At 73.1% G+C, this 16314-nt stretch carries 16 protein-coding genes; 8 read left to right on the top strand and 8 right to left on the bottom strand.

Annotated features, from left to right (window positions below):
- The first annotated feature begins 99 nt into the window (after window positions 1-99).
- A complete protein-coding gene (locus tag ACFVDP_RS37565; RefSeq protein ID WP_383500074.1) occupies window positions 100-1380 on the top strand; it encodes a nitric oxide synthase oxygenase in 1281 nt (426 codons plus the stop codon).
- A gap of 56 nt (window positions 1381-1436) precedes the next feature.
- Entirely contained in the window at window positions 1437-2474 is a 1038-nt protein-coding gene (locus tag ACFVDP_RS37560) for a lactonase family protein (RefSeq protein ID WP_383500070.1), read from the top strand.
- Here the strand turns inward: ACFVDP_RS37560 and ACFVDP_RS37555 are convergent.
- The 3 genes from ACFVDP_RS37555 to ACFVDP_RS37545 form a co-directional block, all read right to left on the bottom strand.
- A complete protein-coding gene (locus tag ACFVDP_RS37555) occupies window positions 2471-3133 on the bottom strand; it encodes a class I SAM-dependent methyltransferase (protein WP_383500067.1) in 663 nt (220 codons plus the stop codon). The genes ACFVDP_RS37560 and ACFVDP_RS37555 overlap by 4 nt on opposite strands.
- A gap of 221 nt (window positions 3134-3354) precedes the next feature.
- A complete protein-coding gene (locus tag ACFVDP_RS37550; RefSeq protein ID WP_383500064.1) occupies window positions 3355-4293 on the bottom strand; it encodes a sirohydrochlorin chelatase in 939 nt (312 codons plus the stop codon).
- Window positions 4294-4466: 173 nt separating this feature from the next.
- Window positions 4467-5426 carry an N-acetylglucosamine kinase gene (locus ACFVDP_RS37545; RefSeq protein ID WP_383500061.1) on the bottom strand — a complete coding sequence of 320 codons (960 nt, stop codon included), beginning with the start codon at window positions 5424-5426 and terminating at the stop codon, window positions 4467-4469.
- Between the two features lie 207 nt (window positions 5427-5633).
- Here ACFVDP_RS37545 and ACFVDP_RS37540 point away from each other — a divergent pair, with 207 nt between their 5' ends.
- Window positions 5634-6311, top strand: a complete 678-nt coding sequence (locus tag ACFVDP_RS37540) for a uracil-DNA glycosylase (protein ID WP_383500058.1) — start codon at window positions 5634-5636, stop codon at window positions 6309-6311.
- Between the two features lie 92 nt (window positions 6312-6403).
- Here the strand turns inward: ACFVDP_RS37540 and ACFVDP_RS37535 are convergent, their stop codons facing one another.
- The 3 genes from ACFVDP_RS37535 to ACFVDP_RS37525 form a co-directional block, all read right to left on the bottom strand.
- On the bottom strand, window positions 6404-7507 hold the full coding sequence (locus tag ACFVDP_RS37535; protein WP_383500055.1) for a WD40/YVTN/BNR-like repeat-containing protein: 1104 nt from the start codon (window positions 7505-7507) through the stop codon (window positions 6404-6406).
- Between the two features lie 92 nt (window positions 7508-7599).
- Window positions 7600-8808 (bottom strand): globin domain-containing protein, encoded by a 1209-nt coding sequence (locus ACFVDP_RS37530; protein WP_383500052.1) that lies wholly within the window; start codon window positions 8806-8808, stop codon window positions 7600-7602.
- Window positions 8809-8881: 73 nt separating this feature from the next.
- Window positions 8882-9325: an RrF2 family transcriptional regulator gene (locus ACFVDP_RS37525; protein WP_383500049.1), complete on the bottom strand. Its 444-nt coding sequence runs from the start codon at window positions 9323-9325 to the stop codon at window positions 8882-8884.
- A 192-nt stretch (window positions 9326-9517) separates the two neighbouring features.
- On the opposite strand from ACFVDP_RS37525, the gene ACFVDP_RS37520 reads away from it, so the two are divergent.
- Window positions 9518-10471, top strand: coding sequence for an arabinan endo-1,5-alpha-L-arabinosidase (locus ACFVDP_RS37520; RefSeq protein WP_383500185.1), 954 nt, complete (start codon window positions 9518-9520; stop codon window positions 10469-10471).
- A gap of 95 nt (window positions 10472-10566) precedes the next feature.
- Complete coding sequence (locus ACFVDP_RS37515; protein WP_383500046.1) at window positions 10567-12120, top strand: SDR family oxidoreductase; 1554 nt, start codon at window positions 10567-10569, stop codon at window positions 12118-12120.
- A gap of 48 nt (window positions 12121-12168) precedes the next feature.
- Here ACFVDP_RS37515 and ACFVDP_RS37510 read toward each other — a convergent pair whose 3' ends face one another.
- Window positions 12169-12783, bottom strand: coding sequence for a sigma-70 family RNA polymerase sigma factor (locus ACFVDP_RS37510; protein ID WP_383500043.1), 615 nt, complete (start codon window positions 12781-12783; stop codon window positions 12169-12171).
- Window positions 12784-13017: 234 nt separating this feature from the next.
- Here ACFVDP_RS37510 and ACFVDP_RS37505 point away from each other — a divergent pair, with 234 nt between their 5' ends.
- Window positions 13018-14040 carry a MerR family transcriptional regulator gene (locus ACFVDP_RS37505; RefSeq protein WP_383500039.1) on the top strand — a complete coding sequence of 341 codons (1023 nt, stop codon included), beginning with the start codon at window positions 13018-13020 and terminating at the stop codon, window positions 14038-14040.
- A 44-nt stretch (window positions 14041-14084) separates the two neighbouring features.
- Here the strand turns inward: ACFVDP_RS37505 and ACFVDP_RS37500 are convergent, their stop codons facing one another.
- Window positions 14085-14735, bottom strand: a complete 651-nt coding sequence (locus ACFVDP_RS37500) for an alpha/beta hydrolase (RefSeq protein ID WP_383500036.1) — start codon at window positions 14733-14735, stop codon at window positions 14085-14087.
- A gap of 163 nt (window positions 14736-14898) precedes the next feature.
- On the opposite strand from ACFVDP_RS37500, the gene ACFVDP_RS37495 reads away from it, so the two are divergent.
- Complete coding sequence (locus ACFVDP_RS37495) at window positions 14899-15483, top strand: sigma-70 family RNA polymerase sigma factor (RefSeq protein ID WP_383500034.1); 585 nt, start codon at window positions 14899-14901, stop codon at window positions 15481-15483.
- Entirely contained in the window at window positions 15480-16235 is a 756-nt protein-coding gene (locus ACFVDP_RS37490; RefSeq protein WP_383500031.1) for an anti-sigma factor domain-containing protein, read from the top strand. The genes ACFVDP_RS37495 and ACFVDP_RS37490 overlap by 4 nt, the downstream gene beginning before the upstream one ends.
- Window positions 16236-16314: the final 79 nt, after the last annotated feature.

Genomic DNA, 16314 nt, shown 5'->3' with positions numbered 1-16314 from the left:
GCCCGGGGTCCGGACCGCCGACGCGGCGGACCGGCCCCGCCGCCCGGCCGCGCGGGAGCGAGCCGGGTGCCGTCGCCACCGAACCGCTGGGGGTGCGCCATGCCGAGCCATCTGCGCAGGACCGGACCGTCGCAGGACGTGGAGGGCTGGCTCGCCGTGGCCCGTGGCCCCCACGGCCGTGCACGGCACGCGGCCTGCCCGGCCCCCGACCCCGGCGCGCACCGCGCTCCGGCGACCGACACCGCACAGGCCGCGGCCGCCTTCATCCGGCAGCACCACGCCGAGGAAGAGCTCGGCGACCCGGCCCGCCGCATCGCCGAGGTCGACGCGGAACTCGCGGCCACCGGCACGTACACGCACACCCCGCGCGAACTCGAACACGGCGCCCGGCTCGCCTGGCGCAACGCCAACCGCTGCATAGGCCGCCTGTACTGGCGCTCCCTGCACGTCCGCGACCTGCGCCACCTCGACTCCGCCGAGGAGATCGCCGAGGCCTGCGCCGACCATCTGCGGCAGGCGGCGCCCGGCGGCCGGATCCGCCCCCTCATCACCGTCTTCGCCCCCGACCGGCCGGGCCGCCCCGGCCCGCGCATCTGGAACGACCAACTCATCCGCTACGCCGGATACGTCCAGCGCGACGGACACGTCATCGGCGACCCGCGCGCCGCGGGCCTCACCGCGTACGCCCAGCACCTCGGCTGGCGCGCCGCGGGCACCGCCTCCGCCTTCGACGTCCTGCCCCTCATCGTCCAGGAGGCCCCGCACCGCAGGCCCCGCCTCTTCGGCCTCCCACCGGACGCGATCCTCGAAGTCCCCCTGGAACACCCGGAGTTAACCTGGTGGGCCGAGCTGGGCCTGCGCTGGTACGCGGTGCCCGCGCTCGCCAACATGTGCCTGGAGATCGGCGGCATCTGCTACGGCGCCGCCCCCTTCAACGGCTGGTACATGGGCACCGAGATCGGCGCCCGCAACCTCGCCGACACCGACCGCTACAACCTGCTGCCCCACCTGGCCCACCGGCTCGGCCTCGACACCGCCACCGACCGCTCGCTGTGGAAGGACCGCGCGCTCGTCGAACTCAACCGCTCGGTCCTGCACTCCTTCGACCGCGCGGGCGTCACCATCACCGACCACCACACCGAGTCCGTCCGTTTCCTCACCCACCTCGAACGCGAGGAGTCCCGCGGCCGCACCGTCGGCGCCGACTGGTCCTGGATCGTCCCGCCCCTCTCCGGCTCGACGACCCCGGTCTTCCACCGGACCTACGACGACGTCCAGCACACTCCGACGTACGTCCACCATCCCGAGGCCCATGCGCGGGCCCGCGGCGAGGACGCGGTCCCGGCGCGGCACCGCCCACCGTGGCACGACCTGGTCTAGACCGACTGCTACCGTCGGCCGCACGGGCACCGGGCCCGCGGCCGAAAGGGGAAGCAGTGAGCGGCAGTCAGGCAGCACGGGCGTACATCGGGTCGTTCACGGCGGCCGGCGGCCCCGGCATCGTGACGGCGGAACTGAACATCAGGGACGGCTCCCTCACCGTCCTCGACGCCACGGACGCCCTGCCCGACCCCTCCTACCTCGCCCTCGCCGGCCAGGTCCTGTACGCGGTGAGCGAGACCCGCGAAGGGGCCGTCGCCGCCTTCCGCACGGACACCACCCCGGTGCGGCTCGCCGCGCCCTCCGCCCCGGTGGGCGGCGCGGGCCCCACCCACCTCGCCGTCTGGGGCGACCGGGTGCTGACCGCCAACTACAACTCGGGCAGCGTGACCTCGCTCCCGCTGCGCGCCGACGGCACCCCGGATCCGGCCGGGCGCGACGTGCTGCGCCACACCGGCTCCGGCCCGCACCCGCAGCGCCAACAGGCCCCGCACGCCCACCAGGTGCTGCCGGACCCGAGCGGCCGCTGGGCCGTCAGCGTCGACCTCGGCACGGACTCGGTCCGCGTCTGCGCGCTCACCGACGGCCGGCTCACCCTCCACCACGAGACGGCGCTGCGCCCCGGCTCGGGCCCCCGCCACCTCGCCTTCCACCCCTCCGGCGCGTACGTCTACGTGCTCAACGAACTCACTCCCACCCTCACCGTCTGCCGCTGGGACGCCGTCGGCGGCACCCTCAAGCCGCTCACCGAACTCCTCGTCCTGCCCGGCGACAACACGAACGGCGACGCCTTTCCCTCCGAGGTCGTCGTCGCCCCCGACGGCCGCTTCCTGTGGACGGCGACCCGCGGCGAGGACGTCATCTCGGTCTTCTCCCTGGACCCGACGGGCGAGACGGCCACCCTGCTCGCCACGGTGCCCTGCGGCGGCCACTGGCCCCGCGACCTCGCCATCGACCCCTCGGGCCGCTTCCTTTACGCGGCCAACGAACGCTCCGGCGACGTCACCTGGTTCACCGTGGCCCCGGAGACGGGCGTGCCGGTGCGGGGCGGCTCGGTACGGGTACCGGCGGCCTCGTGCGTGGTGTTCGGCTAGCCCTGCGCTTCGGAGGGCTTGGCGACGCCGGTGAGGAAGCTCCCGGCGGCCCCCTTGACCTCGACGGACCACCCGAGCGCGGCCAGTTGGTCCGTGAGCTCCCCGGGCCCGCGGAACACCTTCACGATGCGGAACGCGCTGCCGTCCCCCACCCGGCGCAGTGCCGTGTGCGTCGACTCGTCGGCCACGAACTCCTCGTGCACCGCCTCGGACGGCGCGTCGTCGACGAAGACGACCCGCCCGCCGGGCGCCAGCGACGCCCCCAGGGACCGCCAGAACCCCGGAAACCGGGCCGGAAGCACGTGCGACAGCCAGAACCCGAAGAACACGGTGTCGTAGCGCCGAGGCGGCTGCCAGTCGAAGAGATCGGCCTGCACGAAACGCACGGTGGGCCCGCCGGCCCGCTCCCGCGCGATGGCCAGCGTCTCGGCCGACGCGTCGACAGCGGTGACGGACACGGCCCGCTCGGCAAGCAACGCGGTCCACTGCCCGGTCCCGCACGCAAGCTCCAGCACATCCCCCCGCACGGGCAACTCATCGATCCCGCCCAACAGTTCCCGCAGGTCCGCCCGGTGCGCGTAGACACTGTCGTACTCGGGCGCACGGGCCCGGTAGTAGGCCAGTTGCTCCGCCATGAGTGCCGCGTCGTCGCTGCTCATGACAACGACGCTACAGACTGCCCGCTCTTGCGACGAGAGATAAGCCCAATCAAGCCCGTCCGGCGATTGAGGACGGGCGTGCACTTGCGACGAAAGGCAAGCCCAATCAAGCCCGTCCGGCGATTGAGGACGAGCCCGCAGGGCGACGATCGAGCCCGCAGGGCGAGCCGAAAAAAGAAACGGGGCCCGAGCACAGCCCGAGCCCCGCACAAAATCCCCGGTCAGCCGCCGGAGGCAACAGGCTGAGGCGTGATCCCCAGCGCCCCCGTGTACTTGGCCAGAGCCAACTTCCCCATCGCCGGATACGCCCCCAGCGGCTCCGCGGCAGCACACCCGGCATCCTTGGCGGCAGCCTCAAGCACCGACGGATCCAGCTCGGGCCCGATCAGATACGGCGCCAGCGCCAACTGCTGCGACCCGGACCCCCGCAACTGCTCGGCGATCGCCGTGACCGACCCCTCGGCGTCCAGCGCGGCGGCCATCACCGGCACGGCAAGACGCGCGGCGAGCAGCATGCCGGTGATCCCGGCGGCCTGCACGGCCTCCTCGCCGCCGACCGTCGCGAGAATGATCCCGTCGGCGGCCGTGGCCACGGTGAACAGCCGCGCACGGTCGGCACGGGCCAGACCGGCCTCCGACAGACGTACGTGCAGCCCCTCGGCGAGCAGCGGGTGCGGGCCGAGCACATCGGTCAGCTCGGCGGCGACCCGGCTGTCGGCGATGCTCTGGTGGATCTGCCGGACCTGCGCGTTGTCCGGGCCGGCGAGCAGCGGCACGACGACGGCGACGGGGCCCTCGGGCTCCTTGGCGCCCTCGACACCGGCGGCGAGCGCCTGCTCGTAACGGCCGGTGCGCTCCTTCGCGGCGTGCGCGAGCACGGACGCGAGCGAGGGGAATTCGGCGGAGACCGGGAAGTCGGTGACTTCCCCCTCCACGAAGGCGACGCGCGCGTCCAGGCCGGGCAGCTCGGAACGGGCGATGCTCACGACCTCGTCGGCGAGCATGCGCGTCGCGGCGCTGGGCGTGCCCGGCACCGCGAGAACGAGGGACGGTGCGCCCTCGGGGGCGGCCACGGGTTCCGGGCGGCGGTGCCGTCCGGGCTGTCGGGGTCGCGGCATTCGTACAGGCAGGCCAGAAGCAGGCCCTTGGGGGGAGCTCATGGCGCCGCATGCTACTGGCTCAGCAGGCCCCGGTGTTCGGTCAGGGCCCAGCTGAGCGGTATCCGTCCTTGATTGTCCGTTCAGTTACGGATGGGCGGTTACGGACGGTTCAAGTGCCCTGGTCCGCAGGGGTGACCGTCAACCCCGGGCGCCCCCGGCACTCCGGCGGCGCCCTAGGCCACCGCCAGAAGTCGGCCGTCACAGGGCAGCCGCAGGTCGTCCGTGGCGAGGGCCGCGGCGATCACCAGGGAGCCGTGCAGCGGATCGCCGGCGGCGGAGACCACGGTCGCCCCGGGCAGTTGTTCCGCGAGTTCGGCGCGCAGCGGGGCCAGCAGCGGCTCACCCGTCTTGAACAGGCCTCCGGTGAGCGCGACGTCCCCGCCGTCCGCCGGGCACACCGCGGCGGCGGCCTCGGCGATGTGCCGTGCGGCCTGTCGCAGCACCTCCGCGGCGACCGGGTCGCCCTCCGCCGCACACCGGGCCACGTCGGGCGCGAAGGAGGCGAGCGCGGCCGGCCGGTCCGTGCGCGGGTAGATCCGGCCGGGCAGGTCACCGGCGGGCCCGAACCGGTCCTCGGCGAGCGCGAGCAGCGGCGCGCTGCCCCCGCGCCGGCCGTCGAACGCCCGCAGCGCCGCGTCGAGCCCGGCCCGCCCGATCCAGGCGCCGCCCCCGCTGTCGCCGAGCAGATGTCCCCAGCCGTCGGCCCGCCGCCAGGCGGTGAGGTCGCTGCCGAGGGCGATCATGCCGGTGCCCGCGGCGACGACCGCCCCGGGCCGCTGACCGAGCGCCCCCGCGTACGCGGTCACGGCGTCACCGGCCAACGCGATCCGGCCGATGCCCAGTTCACGCTTCATCGCGCCCGGCAGCTCGGCCCGCAGGTCGTCGCCGAGCGTCGCCATCCCGGCGGCGCCCACGGCCACCGCGTCCACCGGTGCGCCGGCGTCGGACAGCAATGACCGCACCATGGGCAGGAGTTGCTCCATCATGTCGGCGGCGTCGATCCCGGCCGCCGAGGTGCGCACCGGCGTACGGGACGCGGCGGTGGCGGTCCCGGCCAGGTCGTCGGCGCGGGCGAGCGCGACCCGCAGTCCCGAACCCCCCGAGTCGATCCCGAGGACCCGGGCGGCGCTCACGGCAGCCGCCGGTCGGTGTGGGGGAGTGGCTCGAACGCCGGATGCAAAGGGGCTCCCCGCCTTCCTGGTGGCCGGCCGCGTGGGGTGCTGGACCGGCTCGATGGCCTCGGACATGACGAAGGGTAGCGCTGAGCCCGTTCGCCCCGGTGCGGGGGTTGCCCACCCGTGGACCGTCGCTGTCGGTGTGGACCAGTAGGGTGACGCACTGTGGCACCACGACCGTTGCACGAACTTGTTGAAGCAGGCTGGGCGCAGGCCCTTGAGCCGGTGGCCGGACGCATCGCGGAGATGGGGGACTTCCTCCGGGCCGAGATCGCGGCCGGCCGGACGTATCTCCCCTCGGGCGCCAATGTCCTGCGCGCCTTCCAGCAACCCCTGGACGATGTAAGAGTCCTGATCGTCGGTCAGGACCCCTACCCCACACCGGGGATGGCCATCGGGCTGAGTTTCGCGGTGGCGCCCGACGTGCGCAATCTCCCGGGCAGCCTGGAGAACATCTTCCGCGAGATGCATTCCGACCTGGGCCTGCCCCGGCCCTCCAACGGCGACCTGACGCCGTGGACGCGACAGGGCGTGCTGCTGCTGAACAGGGCGCTCACCACGGCCCCCGGCAAACCCGCCGCCCACCGCGGCAAGGGCTGGGAGGACGTCACCGAGCAGGCGATCCGGGCCCTGGTGGCACGCGACAAGCCGATGGTGTCGATCCTGTGGGGCCGTGACGCCCGCAACCTCCGCCCGCTCCTCGGAAACCTCCCGGCGATCGAGTCCGCACACCCCTCCCCGATGTCCGCGGACCGCGGCTTCTTCGGCTCCCGCCCCTTCAGCCGGGCCAACGACCTGCTGCGGCAGCAGGGCATGGAGCCGGTGGACTGGCGTCTGCCGTAGACCCTACGGCGGACGGAACAAGGCTTTCCAGGGGCCGGGGGAGCACCGCCCCGGCCTCAGCCCGCCACTGCTCCTCAGTCCACCCCTGCTCCTCAGCCCACCACCGCCGCCCGCACGCACAGCACGTCCGGCAGATGGGACGCCAACTGTTGCCAGCTGTCGCCGTCGTCGGCCGAGGCGTACACCTCCCCGTTCCGGTTTCCGAAGTACACGCCCGCCGGGTCGGCGTCGTCCGTGCACAGTGCGTCCCGCAGCACCACGCCGTAGTGGTCGCCCGCGGGCAGGCCCCGGCTCAGCGGCTCCCAGCTCTTGCCCGCGTCCTGGGTGCGGAAGACGCGGCAGCGGCGGTCGGCGGGGACCCGGTCCGCGTCCGCGGTGATCGGGAAGGTGTACGCGGTGTCCGCGCGGTGCGGGTGCGCGGCCATGGCGAAACCGAACGTCGACGGCAGGCCGTCCCCGATGTCCGTCCAGTGGCCGCCCGCGTCGTCGCTGCGGTACACACCCCAGTGGTTCTGCAGGTACAGCCGGTCCGGGTCGGCGGCGTCCCGGGCCACCTTGTGCACGCACTGCCCGAACTCCGGATTCGGGTCGGGCAGAAACACGGCGGACACCCCCGAGTTCGCCGGGTCCCAGCTCGCGCCGCCGTCCGCCGAGCGGAACACCCCGGCCGTGGACACCGCCACCGTCAGCGCCCGCGGATCACGGGCGTCGGTCAGGACGGTGTGCAGTCCCTCGCCGCCCCCGCCCGGCACCCACCGGGCGCGCGTCGGGTGCTCCCACAGCGGCCGGCACAGCTCGAACGTCTCGCCGCGGTCCTCCGAGCGGTACAGGGCCGCCGGCTCGGTGCCCGCGTACACGACGTCCGGCTCGGCGGCCGCCGGGTGCAGCTGCCACACCCGCTCCAGCGAAGTCCCCGTGTCCCGGGGGAACTTGACGGCCGGTGCGGACGGCTCGGTCCAGGTCCTGCCGAGGTCGTCGGAGTGGAAGACGGACGGTCCCCAGTGCGCGCTGTCGCCGCCCACGAGCAGCCTTGGTGTCGGACCCCTGGTGTCGATGGCGACGGAGTACACCGCCTGCGCGTTGAAACAGGGACTCTCGTCGAACGTCCAGGCCTGGCGGGACGCCCCCGCCGCCCCGCCCGTCCGCCCCAGGAAAAGCCCTTTGCGCGTACCCACCGCGAGCAGTACGTCAGTCATGCCGAACACCTCCGAAACGCCGTTGTCTCCAGGTGTCCGTCAGTCTGCACCCCACCACTGACATTCGCCGTCGCAGAGGGCATCGGTGCAGGTCAGACGGCCAGCCACAGATCCGGGCCGAAGACCTCGTAGTGGATGTCGGCCGCCGCGACGCCCCGGTCGAGCAGCTGCTCGCGCACCGCCCGCATGAAGGGCAGCGGCCCGCACAGATAGGCGCGGGTGCCGGGAGCGATCGGCACGTCGGTGAGATCGACCCGGCCGACGTGGCGCTCGGCTCCGGCGCCCGTGTCCCCTCCGGCGGGCTCCTCGTACCAGAAGTGCGCGTCGGCGGACGGAATCTTGCCGGTCAGGGCCTCGTGTGCGAAGCGCAGCGCGTGGGTGCCGGGGGAGCGATCGGCGTGCACGACCGTGACGGGGCCTGCGTGACCGGTGCCCGCCAGCTCCTCCAGCATGGCGAGCATGGGCGTGCAGCCGATACCCGCCGAGGCGAGCAGCAGCGGGGCCGCGTCGGCGGCGAGCACCAGATCCCCGTACGGAGCCGAGACGCGCAGCCGGTCGCCCACACCGACGCGCGCGTGCAGATGGCGCGAGACCTCGCCGTCGGGACTCCCGGCGGCGCCCCGCACCCGTTTCACCGCGATCGACCGGGTCGTGGGCGACGGCGCGCCGGTGAGGCTGTACTGGCGTATCTGCCGGGCGCCGTCCGGGAGTTCGACCTGGACGGAGACGTACTGCCCGGGCCGCAGACCGGGCGCGGGTCGGCCGTCCGCGGGCCGCAGGACGAAGGCGGCGACGTCGTCGGTCTCCTCGGTGCGGGCGACGACCTCCCACTCCCGCCACACGTTCGCGTCGACGACGCCCTGCTGCGCGTACAGGCGCTCCTCGATCGCGATGAGCGCGTTCGCCATCAGCCAGTACACCTCGTCCCAGGCGCGCGCCACCTCCGGGGTGACCGCGTCGCCGAGCACCTCGGCGATCGCGGCGAAGAGGTGCTCGTGCACGACCGGGTACTGGTCCGCCCGTACGCCGAGCGACGCGTGCTTGTGCGCGATGCGGTGCAGCATCACGTCGGGCCGGTCGTCGGGGTGGTCCACCAGATACGTGGCGAAGGCCGCGACGGAACCGGCGAGCGCCCGGCGCTGGGTGCCCGCGGCCTGGTTGCCGCGGTTGAACAGATCGCGCAGCAGCTCAGGGTGGGCGGCGAACAGCCGCTCGTAGAAACGCCCGGTGATCTCCTCGATGGCGGCGCCGACGGCGGGAAGCGTGGCACGGACGACGGCGCTCGACTGGTCGGTCAGCATCAGGGGCTCCTTAATAGGTATTTTAGATTCGAATTTAACTACGTGAAGAAGAGCGGGAGGGCGGGCCGGAAGATCAGCCGACGACGCGCGTGGGGGAGAGGGCGAGGAGCAGCGGCCCGGTCGGCGACTCGACGAGATCGCTCACGGTCAGCGGGTCGAGGGAGGTGAAGAAGGCCTCCTGGGCCTGACGCAGCGCGCCCCGCAGCCGACAGGCCGTGCGCAGCGGGCACGGCGTCGTACCGTCGCAGTCCACCACGTCGCCCGGGCCCTCCAGCTCCCTCGCCAGCGTGCCGATCGAGGCCCTGCGGGCGGTGGGGGTGGGGGCGAGAACCCCGCCCCGGCCGCGCCGCGCCTCGATCAGGCCCAGGTGCTGCAGCTTGGCCACGGCCTTCGCGGCGTGCGTGTAGGGGACGTTCATGGCAGCGGCGACCTCGCGCGTGGTGGGCAGTTCGCCCTCCTCGACCGCGAGGCGCATCAGTACGCGCAGGGCCAGATCCGTGAATCGCGTCAGCCGCATGCGCGCAGGCTATAAACCTTGCATCTGGAACGCAATTTATGCCGGTGAGGGAGGTGAAGAGGGTGGGGGAGGGGCAACCTTCCGGCCCCGGGCGGCGACCGTGTCCCGAAGCCGCAGAACCCTCGTGTCCCCCGAAGTGATCTCGTGTCCCCCGCAGTGAAGGAGAGCCGCGTGAGCCGCACACCCCGACGCCTGAGCAGGACCCTCCTCGCCGTACCCGCCGCAGCAGTGCTCGCCCTGCTCCCGTCGACCGCGTCCGCCTACCCGAACCCCGGCACGGTCACCGGCGCCACCGTCGTCCACGACCCCACCATGATCCGCACCTCCGGCGGCCGCTATCTGCTCTACGCGACCGGCGGCGGCCTCGGACACCGCACGTCCACCGACCGGATCGCGTTCACCGCCGGCGGCGACGCCTTCACCACCAAGCCGTCGTGGTGGTCGTCGTACGCGACCGAGGCGTGGGCCCCCGACATCTCGTACCACGGCGGCAAGTACCTGATGTACTACGCCGTCTCGACCTTCGGCTCCAACAAGTCCGCGATCGGGCTCGCCGGTTCGACGACGGGACTGCCCGGCTCCTGGACGGACTACGGCGTCGTCTACACCTCCACCACCTCCAGCGACTACAACGCCATCGACCCGAACCTCTTCGTGGACGACGACGGCACCTGGTGGCTGTCGTTCGGCAGCTGGTGGACCGGCATCAAGATGATCAGGATCGACCCGTCCACGGGCAAGCAGCTGTCCTCCAGCACCACCCGCTACGGCCTGGCCGCCCGGCCGACCGGCACCAAGGCCGTCGAGGCCCCGTACATCGTGAAACGGAACGGCTACTACTACCTCTTCGCGTCCTACGACACCTGCTGCGCGGGCACCAGCTCCACGTACAAGGTCAAGGTCGGGCGGGCCACCAGAGTCACGGGGCCGTACTACGACAAGAGCGGCGTCGCCCTCACCGACAACGGCGGCACCCCGGTCCTGGAGTCGCACGGCAGCGTCATCGGCCCCGGCGGGCAGTCCATCATGAACGACACCGACGGCGACCTGATCGTCTACCACTACTACGACGGCAACGACAACGGCACCCCGAAGCTGGGCATCAACCTCCTGAACTGGAGCAGCGGGTGGCCCGTCGCGTACTGACCTCGCGGCATGCAGTGTGCGGCGACAGGACGAAACCCCGTCCCGTACCCGGATAGCGGCGCACGCCCACCGCTGTGCGGGGTACGTGTCCGAGCATGAGTTCTTCCCCCGATGAACGGTCAGCGCACGAAGATTCTCCGGCGGACGGCGGACGGCACTGCCTGGTGACCGGCGCGAGCGGCTACGTAGGCGGCCGACTCGTGCCGGAACTGCTGGCGAAGGGCTTCCGTGTCCGGTGCCTTGCGCGGACGCCGGAGAAGCTGCGCGACTTCGAGTGGGCCGGCCAGGTCGAGATCGTGCGCGGCGACGTCCTGGACCCACCGTCCGTGACCGCCGCTCTGGGGGGCATCGACGTCGCCTACTACCTCGTGCACGGCATGGGGAGCGGCGACGACTTCGAGGAGACCGACCGGCGGGCAGCACGGACCTTCGCCGACGCCGCCGCGCAGACCGGAGTGGGCCGGCTCGTCTACCTGGGCGGCCTGACGCCCAAAGACGTCGCCGAACCGGAACTCTCCCCCCACCTGCGCTCGCGCAGCGAGGTCGGCCGCATCCTGCTGCGGTCCGGGGTGCCCACGGCCGTGCTGCGCGCCGCCGTCATCATCGGCTCGGGCTCCGCGTCGTTCGAGATGCTGCGCTATCTCACCGAACGCCTGCCCGTCATGGTCACGCCCCGCTGGGTGCGCACCCGCATCCAGCCGATCGCCGTCGCGGACGCGCTGCGCTATCTCGTCGGCTGCGCCGACCTGCCCGCCGAGGTGTCCCGCGTGTTCGACATCGGCGGACCCGAGATCATGAACTACCGCGACATGATGCAGCGTTACGCACGCGTGGCCGAGCTGCCCCACCGCATGATCCTCTCCGTGCCGATGCTCACCCCCGGCCTGTCCAGCCACTGGATCGGGCTGATCACCCCGGTCCCGAGGGGCATCGCCCGGCCGCTCGCCGAGTCCCTGCGGCACGAGGTCGTCTGCGCCGAGCACGACATCGCCCGGTACGTGCCCGATCCCCCCGGCACCCCGATCCCCTTCGACGACGCGCTGCGCCTCGCGCTGCGCCAGGTGAAACAGGCCCAGGTGAGCACCCACTGGTCCGCCGCGGCCGTGCCCGGGGTGCCGAGCGACCCGCTGCCCACCGACCCAGACTGGGCCGGCGGCAGCCTCTACACCGACCGCCGGGCCCGCCGTACCGAAGCGACCCCCGAGGCGCTGTGGACGGTGATCGAGGGCATCGGGGGCGAGCACGGCTGGTACTCCTTCGGCCTCGGCTGGTCCGTGCGCGGCTGGATCGACCGGCTGGTGGGCGGCGTCGGACTGCGCCGCGGCCGCCGGGACGCCACCCGGCTGCGCCTGGGCGACGTCGTCGACTTCTGGCGGGTGGAGGAGATCCAGCACGGCAGGAGCCTGCGGCTGCGCGCCGAGATGCTGTTGCCGGGCCTGGCCTGGCTGGAACTCCGCGTCGGCCACGACCGTCAGGGGCGGACGGTGCTGCGCCAGCGCGCCCTGTTCCACCCGCACGGACTGGCGGGACACGCCTACTGGTGGAGCGTGGCCCCCTTCCACGCCATCGTCTTCGGGGGCATGACCTACAACATCACCAAGGCGGCGGAACGCCTCACGGCCGAAGCGCAGGGAGCGGAAGCGGCCTGAGAAGCAGGGGGATCGGGCACGGGCCGTGCCGGGACGGGACCGGGCGGCTCAGCCGAGCTCGCTGCCGACGAGCCGCAGGCGCAGCCGGTGCAGGCCGCGCTTCGAGTGGCTCTTCACCGTGCCCAGCGGCCAGCCCGTCACATGGGCGATCTGGGTGTGGGTGAGGTCGGCGAAGAAGGCCAGTTCCAGCACGCGGCGCTGGGTGGCGGGCAACTGCGCCAGCTCGTGGCTCACCACCACCCGGTCCAGCGTGCGCTGCGGGGCGTCGTCGGCGGCCGGGGCCGCCAGGCTGAGCACCGCCTCCGCCGCGGAGGCCAGATCGGAGCGCCGGGTCCGCGCGCGCAGCGCATCGGCGACCTTGCGCCGGGTGATGCCGACGATCCAGCCGGCCAGGGCGCCGCGCGCAGGGTCGTAGCCGTCCCGGCCGCGCCAGACGGCGAGGAAGACCTGCTGGGTGACGTCCTCGGCCTCCCGCGCGTCGCCCAGGGAGCGGTAGGCGAGGGTGTGGATCAGCGTTCCCCAGCGGTGGTAGGCGGCTTCCAGGCAGGCTTCCTGGCCGCCGCGCAGTCCGGCCGCGAGCTCTTCGTCGGCGAGGGACTCCTCGACGGGGGCCCACAAGTCTCCGCGCGAAGTCGACGTCCGGGAAATCGTTTGAGCGCGCATGGACCCGTGCCCTTCTGTGGCCGACTGAGTGATGCCCACCTTGGCCAGCGGCCCGCATCCGTTTCGACTCGCAACGAATACGCATCGGTTTGCCCTCAAGTTGTCGTGTGCAGCCCAGGGAGGTCCCAAAATGGGGCGGTTATCGGGCAGGGGAAGGGCGTGAAGGGCGAGGAGGATCCTCTCGTGAGGGCTCCACCAGGCATGCAGCGGTTTCGCATCGATACAATGCGTGTCATGGACACCCGAGGCGCTCCGGCGCGATCGTCCCGGCGCCCGTCGACCGTGGACGGCGCCGGCATCACGTCAGGGGCGCTGGCGCGGCGGCTGGGCATCTCGCCCACGACACTTCGCTCGTGGGACCGGCGCTACGACCTCGGCCCGGCCCGCCGCGACCAGGGCCGGCATCGCCGCTGGTCACCCCAGGACGTGGCCATGATCGAGGAGATGTGCCGACTGACGGCTTCCGGCGTGCCGCCCGCCGAAGCCGCGCGCGTCGTCAAGGAACACGCCGCGGACGCGCCACGTGGTGAGGCGGACGGAGCCGCCGAAGAGGCGGAACCTTCCGGCACCGGTCCGGAGAACCGGAGCACCGACTCCGCGTCCGTACCGCCCGGCACCGTGCGAGCCGAGTGCCGTGGGCTCATCCGGGCCGCGCTGCGCCTCGACTCCGCGGCCGTCCAGGAGCGGTTGAACGCCTTCGTCCGGACGTACGGAGTGATCGCCGCCTGGGAAGAGCTCATGATGCCGACCCTGCACGCGGTCGGCCGGAAATGGGAGGCGTCGGGCGACCGGTACGTCGAGGTCGAGCATCTCCTCTCCTGGCACGTGTCGACGGCGCTGCGCAACGCACCGTTCCTGCTGGGCCTCCCCGAAGCGAGCCGCGACGACAACTCGGTACTGCTGGCCTGCGTACCGGGCGAGCAGCACACCCTGCCGCTGGAGGCCGTGCACGCGGCGCTGCTCCAGGCGGGCCGCTCCTCCCGCATGCTGGGCGCGGCCGTCCCCGCCGACGCGCTCGTCTCGACGGTGCGCAGGACCGGGCCCGCCGCCGTCGTGCTCTGGTCGCAGGCCCGCTCGCTGGCGAACACCCCGCTCGCCCAGCACCTGCTCCAGTCGGCCTGGGGGCCGCAGGGCGCCCGGCAGCAGCCCCGGCTGCATCTGGCCGGGCCCGGCTGGCGGGGCGCCGCCGTCGACCGGGCGGTGCAGCCCGCCGGGCTGCGCGAGGCGGTCGCTCTGCTGGCGACCGACCCCCGCTGACGACCCCGTCCCCCTGAAAAAACACACGCCGCGGCGGATTCCCGTCAGCGCGGCAGCAGCCCCGCGACGACGGAGGCCGCCGTGCGGTGCCAGAGACCCGAGCGGCGCAGCATGGCGTGATCGCCGCCCGGCACGGACCGGAACCCGGCCCGCGCCCCGGCCGCGCCGGCCCGCTCCACGAAGGCCCGCGAGGCCGCGGGATCCGTCACCCGGTCACGGTCCCCGTGCAGGACCACGAGGTCCCTGTCCCGCAACTGGGCCACCGGCTCACCGTCCGGACACCACGGAGCCAGCGCCAGGACGCCCCGCACCGAGGGCGCGCCCGCGACCCGCAGCGCCGCGCGACCGCCCATCGAATGCCCCACCAGGATCACCGGCACCTCACCCACCAGCCGCGCGAGTTCCGCGAGGGCGCGCTCGGCGTCGTGCAGCGGATCGGCCGCCGCGCCGTTCCAGCCGCGCACCCGATAGCGCACCCGCGCGAGAGCCACGTCGTCGTCCGACAGCGCGGCGGCGACGGCCCCGACGAACGGCCGCATCCGCAGCGCCGCCGGGTGCCAGGGCCGCGACGGGGCACGACTGTCGGCCCGGCCACCGTGCAGGAACAGCACGGCCGCACGCGCCCGCGCGGGAACCCTCCCAGGTACCAGCGCACCCGCCCGAACCACCTGTGTCCCGCGCTCGTCCACCGTCATCCGTGCTCGCTCCCTCCGCGCCGGGCACCGTACCGTGCCCTTTCCCCCTCGACCCCTCATCATCAATTCGTAGCCGATCCGCACGTGGATCGGTCCAGGCACCAATCCGTGGACGGTCGGGCTCCGAATTAACCATGGACATGCAGCGACCACGGAGGGCCCTGTGAAAGAAGCCGTGCACATCGGCGGTCGTCCGGCCGACGAGCCGGACCTCGAGGAACTGGTGGGGCGCGTCGCCCTCGGCGACGAGAAAGCCTTCACCTCGGTGTACGACGCCGTGGTAGGGCCGGTCTTCGGCACCGTGCGCGCCGTGCTCCGCGACCGGGCCCAGTCCGAGGAGGTCGCCCAGGAGATCCTCGTGGAGGTCTGGCGCACCGCGCCCCGCTACCGCTCCGACCGCGGGACCGCGATCAACTGGATCCTCACCCTGGCCCATCGGCGCGCCATCGACCGGGTCCGGTCCGTGGACGCGGCCGCCGCGCGGGACCGCAGGGCCGCGCTCCTGGACCACACACCCGAGTACGACCAGGTCAGTGAACAGGTCGAAGCCCGCCTGGAGCGGGAGCAGGTGCGGCGCTGTCTGCGCACTCTGACCGAGATCCAGCGGCAGGCGGTCACTCTCGCGTACTACCGTGGACTGACCTACCGTCAGGTCGCCGAGGCGCTGGCCGTGCCCCTGGGCACGGTCAAGACCCGGCTGCGTGACGGCCTGATCCGGCTGCGCGACTGCCTGGGGGTGACCGCATGACCGCCGCCGACCTGCACACGCTGACGGGCGCCTACGCGGTGCACGCACTGTCCGACGAGGAGCGGGAGGCGTTCGAACGCCATCTCGCGGACTGCGAGGCGTGTTCCCAGGAGACCGCCGAACTGACCGCGACCGCCGCCCGCCTGGGCCTGGCCGCGTCCGACGCGCCGCGCCCGGAGCTGCGCGAGCAGGTGCTGCGGCGGATCACCACCGTCCGGCAGGACACGCCGGGACAGCACGTCGCGGCCCAGACGGTCCGCACGGGAGCCGGACGGCGGCGTCTGCTGTCGCGGTGGGCGCTGGCGGCGTGCCTGGCCGCGGCGGCCTCCCTCGGCGGTGTCGCGGTGTGGCAGCACCAGCGCGCCGAGGACGCGGTCCAGCAGGCCCGTCAGGCCGAGCAGAGCAGCGACCGGATCGCCGCCGTCCTCGCGGCGCCCGACGCCAAGACCGGCTCGGCGAAACTGGCGGGCGGCGCGGCCGGCACCGTCGTCGTCTCCGCGCAGCAGGACAAGGCGGTTCTCGTCGTCTCCGGGATGGCCGAGCCGCCCCGGGGCAAGGTCTACCAACTGTGGTTCGACGACGGCGGCACCATGCGGGCCGCCGGCCTCATGGACGCCGCGCGCCAGGACCAGACGGTGCTGCTGAGCGGTGCCGTGGACGGCGCGTCCGGCATGGGGATCACCGTCGAACCGGCGGGCGGATCCCAGCATCCGACCTCCGACCCCGTGGCGCTGATGCCGCTGCCCGCCTGAGCGCGGCGCTCCCGGCGGGGGGGGGGGGGGGGCAGTGCGCACCCTGCTCCGCAGTGTCCCTCTTGTTGGTCTCATCCTT

Origin of the sequence: Streptomyces sp. NPDC057694 (genome assembly GCF_042799415.1) — a bacterium.
GTDB lineage: Bacteria > Actinomycetota > Actinomycetes > Streptomycetales > Streptomycetaceae > Streptomyces.
This window is presented reverse-complemented; position numbering and strand designations above follow the sequence as displayed.

Excerpts from the sequence above, each read along its gene's own strand:
- ACFVDP_RS37565 (WP_383500074.1), top strand. The coding sequence starts at position 100 with ATGCCGAGCCATCTGCGCAGGACCGGACCGTCGCAGGACGTGGAGGGC.
- ACFVDP_RS37555 (WP_383500067.1), bottom strand. The coding sequence starts at position 3,133 with ATGAGCAGCGACGACGCGGCACTCATGGCGGAGCAACTGGCCTACTAC.
- ACFVDP_RS37550 (WP_383500064.1), bottom strand. The coding sequence starts at position 4,293 with ATGAGCTCCCCCCAAGGGCCTGCTTCTGGCCTGCCTGTACGAATGCCG.
- ACFVDP_RS37535 (WP_383500055.1), bottom strand. The coding sequence starts at position 7,507 with ATGACTGACGTACTGCTCGCGGTGGGTACGCGCAAAGGGCTTTTCCTG.
- ACFVDP_RS37530 (WP_383500052.1), bottom strand. The coding sequence starts at position 8,808 with ATGCTGACCGACCAGTCGAGCGCCGTCGTCCGTGCCACGCTTCCCGCC.
- ACFVDP_RS37525 (WP_383500049.1), bottom strand. The coding sequence starts at position 9,325 with ATGCGGCTGACGCGATTCACGGATCTGGCCCTGCGCGTACTGATGCGC.
- ACFVDP_RS37515 (WP_383500046.1), top strand. The coding sequence starts at position 10,567 with ATGAGTTCTTCCCCCGATGAACGGTCAGCGCACGAAGATTCTCCGGCG.
- ACFVDP_RS37510 (WP_383500043.1), bottom strand. The coding sequence starts at position 12,783 with ATGCGCGCTCAAACGATTTCCCGGACGTCGACTTCGCGCGGAGACTTG.
- ACFVDP_RS37505 (WP_383500039.1), top strand. The coding sequence starts at position 13,018 with ATGGACACCCGAGGCGCTCCGGCGCGATCGTCCCGGCGCCCGTCGACC.
- ACFVDP_RS37500 (WP_383500036.1), bottom strand. The coding sequence starts at position 14,735 with ATGACGGTGGACGAGCGCGGGACACAGGTGGTTCGGGCGGGTGCGCTG.
- ACFVDP_RS37490 (WP_383500031.1), top strand. The coding sequence starts at position 15,480 with ATGACCGCCGCCGACCTGCACACGCTGACGGGCGCCTACGCGGTGCAC.